Consider the following 15,092-nt stretch of genomic DNA (forward strand, 5'->3'; position numbering starts at 1 on the left):
CCCCATCCCGGCCCATTCGATGTTTAGATGAGCCATGTCGTTCGGGGTGCGCACGAGTTGGCTGCGCGTGGGAGTCATCGGTCTTGTCGTCGGCGTGATCGCCGGAGTGCTCGCAAGCGCACCTCCCGCGCAGGCGGCACCCGGCCCGGGTTCGCCGCTTCCGTCGGCCGATCCGTTCTACTCGTACAACGGCTCGTTGGCCGGGGTGGCACCCGGCGCGGTGCTCCGCAGCCGCCCCATGCAATTCCGGACACCGACGCTGTCCACACCGATCACCGGCTCGCAGGTGCTCTATCGCACCACCGACCAGTTCGGCGAGAGCGTGGTGACGGTCGCGACGGTGCTCCGACCGCTGACCCCGGGCCCCACCCGACTGGTCTCGTACCACATGGCCTACGACGCGCTGGGTTCGCAGTGCGACCCGTCCTACACACTCAGCGGTGGCTACACCAACGGCACCGCGACCGCCGAACAAGGCGTCATCGCAGGCTATCTCGCTGCCGGTTACACCGTCGTGGTGCCCGACTACGAGGGCGAGAAGCTGCAGTGGACGATCGGCAGGCAGTCGGGGTACGCCGCGCTCGACGGCGTGCGCGCCGCGCAGTCGTTCCTGCGGCTGCCGCGGTCGACCCCGGTCGGCCTGGTCGGTTATTCCGGCGGGTCGATCCCGACGCAGTTCGGCGCCGAGGTCGCGCCGCGATACGCGCCCGAACTCAACATCGTCGGCGCCGCCGCCGGCGGCCTGCCCGTGGACCTCGCACACAATCTGCCGTACATCAACGGCAGTGCGAAGTGGGCGGGCGTGATCCCGGCACTGGTGGTCGCCTACCAGCGGACCTATCGCCTCGACACCTCGACCTTCCTGTCGGCACGCGGCAAGCAGGTCGCCCAGGACGTGAGCGACGAGTGCATCTCGGGGTTCGCGTCGAAGTACGCGGGTCTCACGAGTGCGGACATGGTCAAGCCGCCCTACACCGGGTTGCTCGACGTGCCGCAGGTGGTGCGCGCGATCAACGACAACATCATGGGCCGGTCGGGCACCCCGTCGACGAAGATGCTTCTCGCGGTGGGTCACTACAACGCGATCGGCGACACCCTGATGATCACCGGCGACGTCATCGGCCTGGCGAACGAGTACTGCTCACGCGGCGTCGACATCACGTACCGCCAGATCAACGGCCTCACGCATCAGGAGGCGTTCCTGCCGTTCGAACCCCTTGCCCTGCAGTACCTGACGGAGCGGTTCGCAGGTGCTCCGACGCAGAGCAACTGCGGTTCGCTGCCGCGCGGGAACAGTTTGGCACCGCTCCCGGTGCCCTGAACCCGCGCCTAGCCCGGGAGCGTCTCGCCGCCGATCGGCGCGAGGACCTCGCCGGTGTAGTACGACGACAGCTGTTCGGCCGCGAAGAACACGTATGACGGCGCGATCTCGTCGGGCTGGGCGGCGCGCCCCATGGGCGCCTGCGTACCGAAGTCCTTGACCGCGTCAGCAGGCATCGTGGCCGGGATCAGCGGTGTCCAGACCGGGCCGGGAGCGACACAGTTCACGCGGATCTTCCGCTCCATCAACGACTGTGCGAGCGAATAGGTCAGCGCGAGAACCGCTCCCTTGGTCGCCGAGTAGTCGATGAGACTGTCGTTGCCGCGCAGGCCGTTGATGGACGACGTGTTGATGATGGCGCCGCCGCCGGTCAGGTGCGGGACGGCGGCGCGGGTGGTGTGGAAGAAACTGTCGATGTTGACGGCGAACGTGCGGCGCCACTGCTCCGGCGTGAGTTCCAGGAAGTCATCGACGATCTCCTGGTAGGCGATGTTGTTGACCAGGATGTCCAACGCGCCGAGTTCATCGACGGTTCGCCTCACGATGTCCGTGCAATGCGCCGGGTCGGCGAGGTCGCCGCGATAGGCGCGTGCCTGCCGTCCCTGGGCCTCGATGAGCTCGACGGTGTGCCGGGCGTCGTTGTCCTCTTCGAGGTAGGCGATGGCGACGTCGGCACCCTCCTTGGCGAAGGCGACCGCGACTGCGCGGCCGATACCCGAATCGCCACCTGTGATGAGCGCGGTCTTGCCCATCAACAGATCGCGACCGCGGTACTCGCGCATCTCGTCCCGTGGGCGGTCACCCATCTCGTCGGTCTCCCCGGGGTACGGGATCGTCTTCGCCACGTGCTCGGGATTCTCGTCACTCATGGGCGGCGGATGCCCGAGCGGGCGGAGCCGGAAACATCACCCGGAGGCCCGCCGCGCGCGGCTCAGGGATGCTCGTCGGGAATCTCCTGGTCGAGCTTGTCGTCGAGGGACTCCCCTTCGCGCTGCTCCCGGGCGGTCGTTCCGGTGCGGTCGCTGGCCGACCAGTCCTCCGGCGGATCCATGCCCTCCTCGAGCGGATCCCGACCGAGACGGTCCTCGTCGAGGTCCTCGAAACCCGCCGTCGACGTCAGATCGGGGTTGATGCCCTCGGTCGCTGCTGTCGCGCTGTCACCCACGTTGTCGGTGCTCATTCTCGTCCTCCTCGTCGTGACCGGATTCGGTGTCCGGGTCGGAGCCGCGTCGCACGCCGCCGGCCCACGCGGACGCTGGTACCCGAGCGGCACGGAGCCGAAACGATCTCCGCGAGTCCGGCATCGACGACACTGACCAGGCCGATTCCCGCTCGGCAGGACAGCCAGGTAAGCTCATTTTTCGCCCGAGACCGCTGGCTTCCATGTTGATTTGTGGTTTGTAGGGGTGAGGGTGAGAGACGCCAACGATCACACCGCCGGCGAGTCCCGCATCAGTCACGTCGGCAGCTTCCGGTTCTTGTTCGACACCCAGGAGTGGGAGTGGTCTGACGAGGTCGCCGAGATGCACGGATACCGGCCCGGTGAGGTGACCCCGACGACCGAGCTGATCGCCGGTCACAAGCACCCGGACGACCGGCAGTCGTTCGAAGAGTTGCTCGCGACCATGCTGGACCGCCGGATTCCGTTCTCGAGCCGACATCGCATCGTCGACACCCAGGGCGAGGTTCGTCATGTCGCGGTCGTCTCGCAGCAACTGACCGACGAGGCCGGAGCCGTCATCGGCGCTGAGGGCTTCTATCTCGACCTGACGGCGATCGAGGAGAAAGCGGTCAAGGATCGCGTCGACGAGCACGTCGCGCGTTTCCGCGAGCACCAGGGCGTCATCGAACAGGCCAAGGGCATGATCTCGCTGGCCTACGGGGTCAGCGCTGATCGCGCGTTCGAGGTCATGCGGTGGCGATCGCAGACGGCGAACGTCAAGGTGAACGAACTCGCGCGGTCGATCGTCACCGGGGTCCACAAATACGTGGTGCTGCCGGACCCGGTCCGGCAGTCCTTCGACCACCTGCTGCTCAATGCGCACCATACCGACGGCCAGGGCACCCCACACTCGAACTCACACTGATCACCACACCGCTCATCGCACTCGTCGACGGTTTCGTCCGACGCCGTTCTGGGTAACTCGGCTCGCACGAGAACTTGCCGGAATTCGGCAGTCGTCGGCGGCTTGCGAAGCCGCGATCGCGCAGGCCCGGTTGAGAACACAGCCGTTGCGACCCGAGTGAACGGATGTGGCAGTGAGTAGTGGGCAGCCCAGCGGAACAGCAACCCTCGACACCACGGGGGTGAGCACGACACGGGACCGTTCGGTACGGGCGGGTCTACGCCCGCGCGCGAGTGTCGGCCCCACGCGCGTGCGCGTCGCCTCGGTGCCGCACTCGCATGTGTACGTCCGGCACCTGTCTCCGCTCAACGGGACGGCCAGCGACCTCGACACCGGACCGGTGTCGGTGGTGCGCCTGCCCGACCCGGCGCCGGCCGACGGCGAAATGGTCCCGGGTCGGTGGTGGCCACCGCTGATGCTCGATCCCGCCTGGATCGCGCGACATCACAACGAGTTCGATGTCTTCCACCTCCATTTCGGGTTCGACGCCATCGAGCCGGCGACGATGTCGGCGGTCATCGACGAACTGCGCACCCACGGCAAGCCGCTCGTCTACACGCTGCACGATCTGCGCAATCCGCATCACGCCGAGCCGGGTCATCACGAGGAGGTACTGGACATCCTCGTGCCCGCGGCGGACGAGGTGGTGACGCTGACCCCCGGCGCGGCCGCCGAGATCACACGCCGCTGGCACCGGGAGGCGACCGTTCTCCCCCACCCGCATGTCGTGCCACCGGGAAAATTCGGCGCGCGAGAGCCGCACACCGACGAGTTCGTCGTCGGGGTCCACGCCAAGAGCATCCGCGCGAACATGGATCCGTTGCCGGTCATCATGACCCTGCTCGAGGCCGCCGCCGATTACCCGGACATGACCGTCCAGATCAACCTGCACGACGAGGTGTTCGTCCCGGGGACCCACGCGTACAACCCCGACTTCGGCACGACGGCTCTGGCGCTGTCGCGTCATCCCTACGCGCGCGTGCGGGTTCACGACTACTTCACCGACGACCAACTGTGGGACTATCTGCGAAGCCTGTCCGTATCGGTACTCCCGTACCGGTTCGGCACGCACTCGGGCTGGCTCGAGGCCTGCCACGATCTCGGTACCGCCGTCATCGCACCGAGCTGCGGCTTCTATCGCGAGCAGCAGGACTGCCTGTCCTACGAGTTCACCGCGGACCACTTCGATCCGAACTCGCTGGTTGCCGCTCTGGCGCAGGCCTATACGGCTCGACCGTCGGCAGCACTGTGGCCGGAACGACGCGCCCAGCGCCAGTCGCTCGCCGAACACCACGCCGCCCTCTACACCCGGATTCTGGATGCGTGACCCCCTGAAGATCGCCATCGTCGCGTCGAGCCGCTACCCGATCGCGCAGCCCTTCGCCGGCGGACTCGAGGCCCATGTCTGGCATCTCACCCGCGCCCTGACGCTCGCCGGACACGAGGTCACGCTGTTCGCAGGTGACGGCAGCGATCTCCCGGTCGACTCGGATCGCCTGCGCGCCGAGCTGTTCGAGCCATCCGCGGCCGCACGCTCGGATGTGTCGATGCCCCAGCTCGAAGTGTTGCAGGATCATCACTCGTATCTGTCGCTGATGCTCTCGTTCACGCGCAACCCCGGCGACTACGACGTGATCCACAATCACAGCCTGCACTACCTCCCGGTCGCCATGGGGCCGGCGGTGCAGACCCCGATGGTCACCACGTTGCACACCCCGCCGACGCCGTGGCTCGAGTCGGCCCTCACCCTCGCGCCCGATACGCGTTGCGTTGCGGTCAGCCGGCACACGGCGCAGTCCTGGTCACATGTTCTCGGCGACATCCCGGTGGTGCACAACGGCGTTCAGCTGGACCGCTGGCCCGCCGGTCCCGGTGGGGACGATCTGGTCTGGTTCGGCCGTTTCGTCCCGGAGAAGGGTGCGCATCTCGCGATCGAGGCCGCGCAGCGCGCCGGACGACGGCTCCGACTGGCCGGACCCATCAGCGACGCAACGTATTTCGAACAACAGATCGCCCCCTCCCTGGGCCGCCTCGTCCACTACGAGGGGCACCTCCACCAGCACGACCTGGCCCGGCTGGTGGGTTCCTGCGGCGCGACCCTGGTGAGCCCCGTGTGGGACGAGCCGTACGGCCTCGTGGTGGCGGAGTCCCTCGCGTGCGGCACCCCGGTGGCGTGCTTCGCGCGCGGAGGCATCCCGGAGATCGTCGGCGCCGACGCCGGTGTCCTCGTCCCGCCGGGCGATGTCGATGCGCTGGCAGTCGCCGCGGAGGAAGCGCTCACCATCGACCGGCAACTCGCCCGCCGTCGCGCGGAGGAACACTGCTCCGACACCGCGATGATCGGCCGGTACTCCGACATCTACGCCGATCTGGTCGCCGGACGTTCGACCCTCGGCACCGACTCGCTCACCCGCCGGGTACCGGCGTGATCGGTTACTACGTGCACCATCAGGGACGCGGACACTGTTCCCGCGCCACCGCAGTCGCCGGGCAGATCGGCACCGACGTCGTCGCGTTGACCAGCGCGTCGCTGTGCGATCCGGCGTTCAGTGAGGTGATCTCCCTCGACCGCGACGACGCCGACCCGGAGCCGAGTGATGTCGCCGTGAGCGGCCTGTTGCACTGGGCTCCGCGGCACGACGCCGGGCTGCGGACGCGCATGGCGCAGGTGGCGGAGTTCGTCGCCGAGCGCACACCGGCTGCCGTCGTCGTCGACGTCTCGGTCGAGGTCACCCTGTTCCTCCGGCTGCTCGGAGTGCCGGTGATCGTGACGGCGCAGCCCGGGGTCCGGGACGACCTGCCGCATCAGCTCGCCTACCGGGCGGCCGATGCGATCATCGCGCCCTGGCCTGCCGAGTTGTATCAGCCGGAGTGGCTCCGGGAACATCTGTCGAAGACGGTCTTCACCGGGGGCATCTCCCGCTTCGACGGCCGACCTCCCGTCTCACACCCCACGTTCGCCTCGGATGTGCTGGTCCTCACCGGTGCCGGCGGGGAGCACGGCCTGCCGCACCCGGCGACCACTCTCGCCGACGAACTGCCGGGGCGCACCGTCGTCGGACTCGGACCGGCATTCGATACATGGGTCGATGACCCATGGCCCTTCCTCTGCAGCGCCCGGGTGACCGTCATCGGCGCAGGTCAGGGCAGCGTGGCCGACGCCGCTGCGGCGGGCCGACCGGCGGTCGTGATCCCCGAGGACCGACCGTTCGCCGAACAGCGGGCGACCGGCGACACGCTCTCGCGCTCCGAACTGGCGCTCGTCACGTCGACGTGGCCGGACGCCGAGAGATGGCGATCGATCCTCGACACCGTCGGGGACTCGACGCCGACGTGGTCGCGCTGGCACACCGCGGGTGCCGCCGGGCGTGCCGCCCGCGCGATCGAGGCGGTCGCGAGCCGATGACAGGCTCCCCCGAGGTGGTCGCGGTGATCACGATCGTGGCGGGGCGACATCTCCACCTGCGACGCCAACTCGAGGCCTTCGCTCACTCGTCCAGCCGGCCCGACGTCCACATCATCGTGGCGATGGACGATCCCGACGTCACCACGGTGGTCGAGGGCCATCCGGTGCACGTCATCCATGTCGGTGTCGACGAACCGGGCACACTCCAACTCGCCGACGCGCGCAACGCCGGAGCGGCGGCCGCGATCGCGGCGGGAGCGTCGATCCTGGCGTTCCTCGACGTCGACTGCATTCCCGGTCCCGACATGCTCGGACGCTACCTGCAGGCCGGCGCGGCGACGCCGGACCGCAGGCTCCTCTACTGCGGCCCGGTCACCTATCTGCCCGCCGATCAGCCGACCTTCGAGGCTCGTGAACTCCCTCGATTCACCGACCCACACCCGGCACGCCCGGCACCGGCGTGCGGACAGACGCAACTCTCGTCGGAACTGATGCTCTTCTGGTCGCTGTCGTTCGCCGTGCGGACCTCCGACTGGCTTGCGCTCGGCGGCTTCCACCCGGGCTACCGCGGATACGGCGGTGAGGACACCGACTTCGCGATGTGCGCGCGGGAGAACGGTTTTCGCATCGCCTGGGTGGGTGGAGCCCATGCGTATCACCAACACCACCCGGTGTCGAATCCCCCCGTCGAGCATCTCGACGACATTCTCCGCAACGCCCGGGTCTTCCACGGCCGCTGGGGTACGTGGCCGATGGCGGGGTGGTTGAACGCCTTCGCCGACCTCGGTTTGTGCGCCTACGATTCCGCCGTGGACGACTGGCGGATCGTCAGCGACGGAACTTCGAGAACCGGATGACGACGCCGTGCGATCCCGAGTCCGACAGCGGTTCGTCGTAGGAGATCGTGTGGGTGTCGGTGACGGTCTGCACGATTCGCCACCCGAACGTGGACTGTTTGAGGGTCACACCCCCGACGAGTTCGCCGCGGATCTCCCCGACCACGCCCTGTGACGACAGGTGCAGCGTCAGCTCGATCGACGACCCCTCCGCCGCCGCAGAGATGATCTGAGAGCAGATCTCGTCGACGGCGACCTTCGCGTCGATGACGTCGTCGAGTGCCCAGTCGTCGATGTAGAGAGCGGTCTCGACCAGTCCTCGTATCAGTGCGAGGCGATCGGTGGCGGCCGGAACCCGCAGGATCGTCGGCGTACCGCCGTCGATCGCTAGCTGGGACGTCGCGTCGGAATCGGTCATCAAATGAGTCTTCTTCGCCCGTTGCTTGGTGGTGCCGATCTCGGCTGGTCTCGTCATGAGTGCCCCGTGATTCCCTGTTCCAAACCGCGGCTCGAGAAGATGTACCGCGCTGAACACGTGCCCCCCGAACACGTGTGGACACGGTAGCAGAGCATTCCTCGAGGACCTGACCCCATGAGATTCACATCTCGTTCGGTCCCGATTCCGGCGGACGGTTCGCACCACGACGTTTCGTTGTCGCCCCGTCGCGGTACACCGTCCGCACCGAGGCCGGTCGTCCAGCCACGTCGGCCACCGAGCCACAACCAGACAGCGCAGGGAGTGCACCATGCCAGATCTGACACCCGACCGAGAGGTCGCCTCGCGCGAGGCCATCGCCCGGCGTCCGGCACGAAAGTCACGAGGGCTGAAGGCCATCGGCCTCCTCGGCTTCGTCTGTCTCGGACTCATGCTGGTCCTCGCCGGCCTCGCGATCGCCGCCGGCGCGGGCGACCGCGACGCGACCGTATGGCTGGCGGTGGGCGCCGTTCTCGTCGGCCTGGTGGCGCTCGGCCTGCTGATCGGCAGCCGCGTCCTGCTTCGACGACGCGCCGCCCGAGACGGTGATCGTGCCCATCAGGACCCGATCCAGCCGGAGACCACTGCCGAAGAGGCCGAGCGTTACGAGGAGCGCTTCCACGATTTCCCGGTGGAACACGCGGGAAAACGAGAGCGAGGGCGGGACGACCGCCTGGAAGAAATGCACGACGAGGGTCATCGACACAACCGGGGACACAACGAGGGAAAGGCCTGAGAATGCGCGCAGTGACCTGGCAGGGCAAACGACACGTGTCGGTCGACACCGTGCCCGACCCGAAGATCATCGAGCCCACCGACGCCATCATCAAGGTCACCTCGACCAACATCTGCGGATCCGATCTGCATCTGTACGAGGTCCTCGGTCCGTTCATGCAGGCCGGCGACATCCTCGGGCACGAGCCCATGGGGATCGTCGAAGAGGTCGGCAGTGAGACCGGCGACCTCCGCGTTGGCGACCGGGTCGTCATACCGTTCCAGATCTCTTGTGGCTCATGCCTTTTCTGTCACGACGGGCTCATGACGCAGTGTGAGACGACGCGCGTCACCGAACAGGGGACGGGCGCCGCGCTGTTCGGCTACTCGCAGCTCTACGGCTCGGTCCCCGGCGGGCAGGCCGAGTACCTACGCGTACCTCAGGCCCAGTTCACCCACATCAAGGTGCCGCTGGAGAAGCCCGATTCCCGTTACGTCTATCTCTCGGATGTGCTGCCCACGGCCTGGCAGGCCGTGGCCTATGCCGAGATCCCCCAGGGCGGAACCGTCACCGTGCTCGGCCTCGGCCCCATCGGCGACATGGCCGCCCGGATCGCAGCGCACCAGGGCGCTCGGGTCATCGGTGTCGACCGGGTACCCGAACGGCTGGCCCGGGCGGAGGCCCGCGGTATCGAGACCGTGAACTTCGACGCCGTCGACAATGTCGGCGACGCCATTCGCGACCTCACCGGCGGGCTGGGTACCGACGCCGTCATCGACGCCGTCGGCATGGAGGCCCACGGATCGCCGATCAACAAAGCGCTGCAGAGCGTCGTCGGATTGCTGCCGGATGCCGTGGCCCGCAAGGCGATGTCCGAGGTGGGCACCGACCGGCTGGGTGCGCTCTACTCCGCGATCGACATCGTCAAGCGCGGCGGAACGATCTCGCTGTCCGGGGTCTACGGCGGCGCGGCCGACCCGCTTCCCATGCTGACCATGTTCGACAAGCAGATCCGGCTGCACATGGGGCAGGCCAATGTGAAGCGGTGGGTGGACGACATCATGCCGTTGCTCACCGATGACGACCCGCTGGGCGTTGACACCTTCGCCACCCACGAACTGCCGCTCGACGAGGCCCCGCAGGCTTACGAGACCTTCCAGCGGAAGGACGACGGCATGGTGAAGGTGATTCTCAAGCCGTGAACCCGCGAGGCGTGCCGCGCCCCCTCGCCGCGGCACGCTCACCGTCGGCCTGCGGGGTGTCGCTGTCCTCGGCCTCGTCCTCCTCGACGACGACCTCGGACCGCAAGGTCTCGAGAATGCGCGTCAGCAGGCGCGACACGTGCATCTGGGAGATCCCCACCTCGCGCGCGATCTCGCTCTGCGACATCGACTTGAAGAACCGCAGGGTGAGAATCGTGCGCTCGCGCTCGGTGAGCCGCTCGAGTGCGGGCTGCAGCGTGACGAATTCTTCGACGAGTTCCAACCGTGCGTCCTCGTCGCCGAGGGTGTCGGCAAGGGTCCAGCCGTCGGTGTTCGAGCCGGCCTCGGCGTCGATCGAACTCGCGGTGTACGCCGAGCGGGCGACCATGCCCTCGATGACCTCGCCGACCGGCAGGTCGAGATGCTTGGCGATCTCACTCGGGCGTGGCGACCGACCGAGGGTCTGCAACAGTTCTTCACTTGCCTTGGCGATGTTCAGCGAGGCCTCCTGCGCACGCCGGGGTACGCGGATGGACCAGGTGCTGTCCCGAAAATAGCGCTTGACCTCGCCCATCACGGTCGGCACCGCGAAGGCGAGGAAGTTGTTGCCGCGCTCGACGTCGAACCGGTCGACAGCGTGCATCAGACCGATCCGCGCCACCTGACGCAGATCGTCGATGGGTTCGCCACGCTCGGAGAACCGCCGCGCGACATGATCCGCCAGGGGCAGGCACCGCGCGATGACCTCGTCCCGAAGTCGAGCACGACGATCGTCGTCCTTCTCCTCGTGCATCGCACGAAGAGAAGGGAGGACGTCGCCGTAATCGTCGTGATCGCCCCGGTCTCCCGACGCCATTCTCACCACCAGACTTAGAAGACAGCACGAGAACTGATGCGCAGACCTCGTGCCGCAACCAGAACAGGAATGATGTGCGCACGGGTTCGACGCATATCCGAGTCCAGCCAACCACGGTCGTACGACAGCGTCCAGCCACGCCGGGTGCGGCCTGGTCAGAGCGGTGTGTGGCAGGAACTCGGCGCATAGAAACTGCCGAAGTGGGCACAACCTTGTACGCCGTGCTCGCGCAACGTAGGGTAAGGGATGCGGTTCAGGTAGCAGCTGCGTTCTAAGCGACAGGCGCCCAGGGCCTCTCCGCTTCCCACCATCACGTGTCAATCTTTTTCCGACGGTCGTGAACTTGGGTTACTCCCAACCACATTCGGTGGAGTATCAAGGCCTTCGATCCAGAGGTGACGGTCGGGCCAGACGCGCGCTTACCGAAACGAGAACATCATGGCTCTCACTTCTTCGACCACCTTTCGTTCGGCCTTCGATCACGCAACCGAACCTGCGCCGAAGACACACCCGCACCAGTTCGTCTCACCGAAATCGTATTGCGTACAGGGCTTTTCGGGCAGCGTCGATCGCGATTCCGCCGCCGATTTCGCGGCTGCGCTGGATCGGGTGATCAGCGGCCCGGTCGACGGCATCGTCCTCGACTTCTCCGGCCTGAACTTCTTCGGAACAGTGGGTCTCGTGCTGCTGCGGTCCTTCATCGACGACGCCGGTCGACGATTCGTCCCGGTCGTGGTCGTCGGCGGCCGCAGTGTGACCCGCCCGCTCGAACTCTGCGGGATGGCGCCCTACGTCAAGGCTTTCGAGACACTCGAGGAAGCCGGACGCGCCCTGACCCAGAACGAGGTCGCCCCCAGCACGATGGAATTCACCGTCGCCGAGTAAGCCACCCCTGCTCGGCCGCTGCTCCCCGAGGTGCGAGGAGCGCCGGCGACGAGCCTCCCCTGCCCCCTGAGGTGCGAGGAGCGATAGCGACGAGCCTCGAAGGGCACGTCAGGTCACCGCTTCGTGGTGACCTGACGTGCGACGTCGACCAACTTGGTGTTCGAGTCCTGCGACAGCCGCTTCAACAGCTCGAACGCGGCGATCGCATCGATCTCGAACCGCTCCATCAGCATGCCCTTGGCCTGGCCGATCACGTCGCGATTGGCCAGGGCGCTGTGGAACTGCTTGTCCTTCCTGACCTTGTTCCACGCGAGCGCGGCGTGAGTCGCGAAGACGGCGCCGAGATCCTCGGCGTGGAGGTCGAAGGCGCGGGGCACGTCGGCGAACAGATTCAGCGCCCCGATCGTCGTGGTGTCGGCGAAGAGCTGAAAGGACAGCACCGAGCGGATCGAGGTCTCCGCCAGCGCCCGCTGCCGGTACTCGGGCCAACGTTCTTCCTTCGCGAGGTCGTCGACGCGCACGACGCGGTCGGCAAGCGCCGCCGAGATACACGGTCCCTCACCGAGTTCCGCCTGGATGCGGTCGTGCACGTCAGCGACGTCGTGGGTCGAGCCGAAGGACTCGATCGACTTCCGATTGGTGGTGACGGTGAGGCCGGCGTACTCGACGCCGGGGATGTCGATGAGCGCGTTCTCGACGATCGACTTGGCGACCTGTTCGTCGGAGTCGTCCCCGTGGAGCTCACGCGCCAGATCGGCGATCCTTCGGTGGACGTCCTCCTCGGATGGATGTGTCATGATCGAGCCCCTTTCAACGCCCGACGTGAACACCAACGACCACGGACGCGCATTGTTCGGCGTACTCACCCCAACGTAGCCCACCGCGACGTGCCTGTTGTCGGCTCGGGAAAGGCGTTCGGACCCTACGCCGGCAAGTGGCTCAGCGGAACGCCGAAGCACCGGTCAGCGCGCGACCGATGGTGAGCTGGTGGACCTCGGAGGTCCCCTCGTAGGTGAGTACCGACTCCAGGTTGTTGGCGTGCCGGATCACCGGGTACTCGAGGGTGATGCCGTTCGCCCCCAAGATGGTTCGGCATTCGCGGGCGATCGCGATCGCCTCCCGCGTGCTGTTCAGCTTGCCGGTGCTGACCTGCTCGGGGGTGAGTTCACCGCGATCTTTCAGACGGCCGAGATGGTAGGCCAGCAGGTGGCCCTTGCCGACCTCGAGCGCCATGTCGGCGATCTTGGTCTGGGTGATCTGGTAGCCGGCGAGCGGCTTGTCGAACACCTCGCGGGACTGCGCGTAGTCGATGGCCGACTCGAGACAGTCGCGAGCCGCGCCCATGGCCCCGAAGATGATGCCGAATCGCGCCTCACCGAGAGCGGTGAGCGGTCCGCGCAGACCCTCTGCCTTCGGCAGCATCGCCGACGCGGGAAGCCGCACCTCGTCGAACACGAGCTCCGAGGTGACCGAGGCGCGCAGCGACATCTTCTTGGTGATCTCCGGCGCCGAGAACCCGGGCGTGTCGGTGGGGACCACGAATCCGCGGATACCGCCCGGACTGTCGGCGAGATCGGTCTGCGCCCACACCACTGCGACATCAGCGATCGAACCGTTGGTGATCCACATCTTCGTTCCGTTGAGCACCCAGTCGTCGCCGTCGCGCTTGGCATGGGTGCGCATGCCCGACGGATTGGATCCGAAGTCGGGCTCGGTCAAGCCGAAGCAGCCGATCGCCTCCCCCGCCGCCATCCGCGGCAGCCACTCGTTCTTCTGTTCTTCCGAACCCCAGTGATGGATGGAGAACATCGCGAGTGACCCCTGCACCGACACCAGGCTGCGGATTCCGGAATCGACGGCCTCGAGCTCGAGGCAGGCCAGTCCGTAGGACATCGCACTCATCCCGGGACAGCCGTACCCCTCGAGGTGCATTCCCAGGGCCCCGAGCCCGCCGAGCTCCCGGGCGATGTCGCGGGCAGGTAGGCGGGCCTCCTCGAACCACTCCGCGATGTGCGGGCGCAGCTTCGACGCGGCGAAGTCGCGCACACTGTCGCGGATGGCGATCTCGTCCGCGTCGAGCAGCGAGTCCAGGGCGAAGAGCTGGGGCAACGTGCTGGGGCGGGACATCGAGACCTCCGTGAGAACGTTTGCAAGAACGATTGCATCGCCTAAGGTAGGTGGTCGGCCGCCGCCGGTCAATGTGTGGGGTGGGCTCGAGCTACCGGGCCGAGAGGAGAGCCAGCGTGATCAGTGGTCAGCGCGCACCCACGCTCAAGGAGATCGCGCAGCGTGCCGGCGTGCACGTGTCCACCGCGTCCCGCGTCCTCCGCCAGGCCGAACCCGCCGACGGATGGTCGGAGTCGGCGCTCCGGGTCCGGGAGGTCGCCGACCAGCTCGGGTACCAGCGCAACGTGTGGGCGGCCAGTCTGCGGACCCGCAAGACCACCACGATCGGTGTCGTGATGACGCGACTCACCGACGGCGTCGTCGCCACGACCTACCAGGGCATCGAGCAGGCCGCCACCCGGGCCGGTTACTCGGTGCTGCTGTCGAGCCCGCCTGACGAGGAGGCCGCTCAGCGGCGGGCCATCGAACTCCTCGTCGGGCGGCAGGTCGACGGTCTGTTGCTGAGCGGGCTCCATCGGCCGGGTGGCGATTTCGTCGAGTCGCTGCGGATCGGCGACCTTCCGTTGCTCGCGCTGACCCGGCACGCCGAGGCCGGGCTTCCCTTCGTCGGCGGTGACGACGTGCGCGGCGGCCGCATCGCGGCCCGGCATCTCCTGGATCGGGGGTACACCGACCTCGCCGCCATCGCCGGTCCCGCCCACGCGACCACGGCCACCGACCGACTCAGCGGGTTTCGCGCGGAGTTGCGCGAGGCCGGGATCACGCTGCCCGACGACCGCATCGTCGCGTCGAACTTCGAGGTCGACGGCGGTACGGCGGCCGGTCGCGCACTTCTGGATCGTCCGGACCGCCCGCGGGCGATCTTCGCGGTGTCGGACACGATCGCGGTGGGGGTCCTGGGCGTGGCGCGCGACCTCGGACTCCGCGTCCCCGACGACCTCGCCCTGATCGGCTACAACGACATCCCGGTGGCCGCCCAGCTGCCGGTTCCACTCACGACGATTCGTTCCCCGGCCCGGGAGATCGGTGAGACCGCGGTGCGCGGTCTCCTCGACCTCGCGACCGGACGCGACGTCGAATCCCGGCGCTTACCGGTCGAACTCATCGCACGCGGCAGCACGTGATCGGTTCGCCTCCGCGCCG

General features: G+C 67.4%; 16 protein-coding genes. 10 read left to right on the plus strand and 6 right to left on the minus strand.

From position 1 onward, the window contains the following. Positions 1–34 precede the first annotated feature (34 nt). Positions 35–1,321, plus strand: a complete 1,287-nt coding sequence (locus BCM27_RS21740) for a lipase family protein (RefSeq protein WP_004022277.1) — start codon at positions 35–37, stop codon at positions 1,319–1,321. Between the two features lie 8 nt (positions 1,322–1,329). Here the strand turns inward: BCM27_RS21740 and BCM27_RS21745 are convergent, their stop codons facing one another. Next, on the minus strand, positions 1,330–2,190 hold the full coding sequence (locus BCM27_RS21745; RefSeq protein WP_004022278.1) for an SDR family oxidoreductase: 861 nt from the start codon (positions 2,188–2,190) through the stop codon (positions 1,330–1,332). Positions 2,191–2,252: 62 nt separating this feature from the next. Next, positions 2,253–2,501, minus strand: a complete 249-nt coding sequence (locus tag BCM27_RS21750) for a hypothetical protein (protein ID WP_004022279.1) — start codon at positions 2,499–2,501, stop codon at positions 2,253–2,255. Between the two features lie 232 nt (positions 2,502–2,733). On the opposite strand from BCM27_RS21750, the gene BCM27_RS21755 reads away from it, so the two are divergent. The 5 genes from BCM27_RS21755 (at position 2,734) to BCM27_RS21775 (ending at position 7,710) form a co-directional block, all read left to right on the plus strand. Beyond that, positions 2,734–3,408 (plus strand): PAS and ANTAR domain-containing protein, encoded by a 675-nt coding sequence (locus BCM27_RS21755; RefSeq protein WP_004022280.1) that lies wholly within the window; start codon positions 2,734–2,736, stop codon positions 3,406–3,408. Between the two features lie 220 nt (positions 3,409–3,628). Then, positions 3,629–4,774, plus strand: coding sequence for a glycosyltransferase family protein (locus BCM27_RS21760; protein ID WP_033204811.1), 1,146 nt, complete (start codon positions 3,629–3,631; stop codon positions 4,772–4,774). Then, entirely contained in the window at positions 4,767–5,876 is a 1,110-nt protein-coding gene (locus tag BCM27_RS21765; RefSeq protein WP_004022282.1) for a glycosyltransferase family 4 protein, read from the plus strand. Before BCM27_RS21760 ends, BCM27_RS21765 begins: the two co-directional genes overlap by 8 nt. Beyond that, a complete protein-coding gene (locus BCM27_RS21770; protein WP_004022283.1) occupies positions 5,873–6,853 on the plus strand; it encodes a hypothetical protein in 981 nt (326 codons plus the stop codon). Before BCM27_RS21765 ends, BCM27_RS21770 begins: the two co-directional genes overlap by 4 nt. Next, positions 6,850–7,710 (plus strand): glycosyltransferase family 2 protein, encoded by an 861-nt coding sequence (locus tag BCM27_RS21775; protein ID WP_004022284.1) that lies wholly within the window; start codon positions 6,850–6,852, stop codon positions 7,708–7,710. Before BCM27_RS21770 ends, BCM27_RS21775 begins: the two co-directional genes overlap by 4 nt. On the opposite strand, the gene BCM27_RS21780 is transcribed toward BCM27_RS21775, so the two are convergent. Beyond that, positions 7,682–8,107: an ATP-binding protein gene (locus BCM27_RS21780; RefSeq protein ID WP_004022285.1), complete on the minus strand. Its 426-nt coding sequence runs from the start codon at positions 8,105–8,107 to the stop codon at positions 7,682–7,684. The genes BCM27_RS21775 and BCM27_RS21780 overlap by 29 nt on opposite strands. A gap of 328 nt (positions 8,108–8,435) precedes the next feature. Here BCM27_RS21780 and BCM27_RS21785 point away from each other — a divergent pair, with 328 nt between their 5' ends. Further along, on the plus strand, positions 8,436–8,900 hold the full coding sequence (locus BCM27_RS21785; protein ID WP_004022286.1) for a DUF7269 family protein: 465 nt from the start codon (positions 8,436–8,438) through the stop codon (positions 8,898–8,900). Between the two features lie 2 nt (positions 8,901–8,902). After that, positions 8,903–10,081, plus strand: a complete 1,179-nt coding sequence (locus tag BCM27_RS21790; RefSeq protein WP_004022287.1) for a zinc-dependent alcohol dehydrogenase — start codon at positions 8,903–8,905, stop codon at positions 10,079–10,081. Here BCM27_RS21790 and BCM27_RS21795 read toward each other — a convergent pair. Beyond that, the gene (locus BCM27_RS21795) at positions 10,071–10,937 is read right to left on the minus strand and encodes a SigB/SigF/SigG family RNA polymerase sigma factor (RefSeq protein WP_004022288.1); all 867 of its coding nucleotides are present in this window, start codon (positions 10,935–10,937) and stop codon (positions 10,071–10,073) included. The two genes, BCM27_RS21790 and BCM27_RS21795, sit on opposite strands and share 11 nt — an antisense overlap. Positions 10,938–11,375: 438 nt before the next feature. Between BCM27_RS21795 and BCM27_RS21800 the strand changes: the two genes are divergently transcribed. Further along, positions 11,376–11,822, plus strand: coding sequence for an STAS domain-containing protein (locus BCM27_RS21800; protein ID WP_004022289.1), 447 nt, complete (start codon positions 11,376–11,378; stop codon positions 11,820–11,822). Between the two features lie 113 nt (positions 11,823–11,935). On the opposite strand, the gene BCM27_RS21805 is transcribed toward BCM27_RS21800, so the two are convergent. Together BCM27_RS21805 and BCM27_RS21810 are read right to left on the minus strand one after the other, a co-directional pair. Continuing rightward, on the minus strand, positions 11,936–12,619 hold the full coding sequence (locus BCM27_RS21805; RefSeq protein WP_004022290.1) for a GAF and ANTAR domain-containing protein: 684 nt from the start codon (positions 12,617–12,619) through the stop codon (positions 11,936–11,938). A 142-nt stretch (positions 12,620–12,761) separates the two neighbouring features. After that, complete coding sequence (locus BCM27_RS21810) at positions 12,762–13,949, minus strand: acyl-CoA dehydrogenase family protein (RefSeq protein ID WP_004022291.1); 1,188 nt, start codon at positions 13,947–13,949, stop codon at positions 12,762–12,764. A gap of 116 nt (positions 13,950–14,065) precedes the next feature. On the opposite strand from BCM27_RS21810, the gene BCM27_RS21815 reads away from it, so the two are divergent. Next, positions 14,066–15,073: a LacI family DNA-binding transcriptional regulator gene (locus tag BCM27_RS21815; protein ID WP_004022292.1), complete on the plus strand. Its 1,008-nt coding sequence runs from the start codon at positions 14,066–14,068 to the stop codon at positions 15,071–15,073. Positions 15,074–15,092 lie beyond the last annotated feature (19 nt).

The organism is Gordonia terrae (assembly GCF_001698225.1).
Classification (GTDB): domain Bacteria; phylum Actinomycetota; class Actinomycetes; order Mycobacteriales; family Mycobacteriaceae; genus Gordonia; species Gordonia terrae.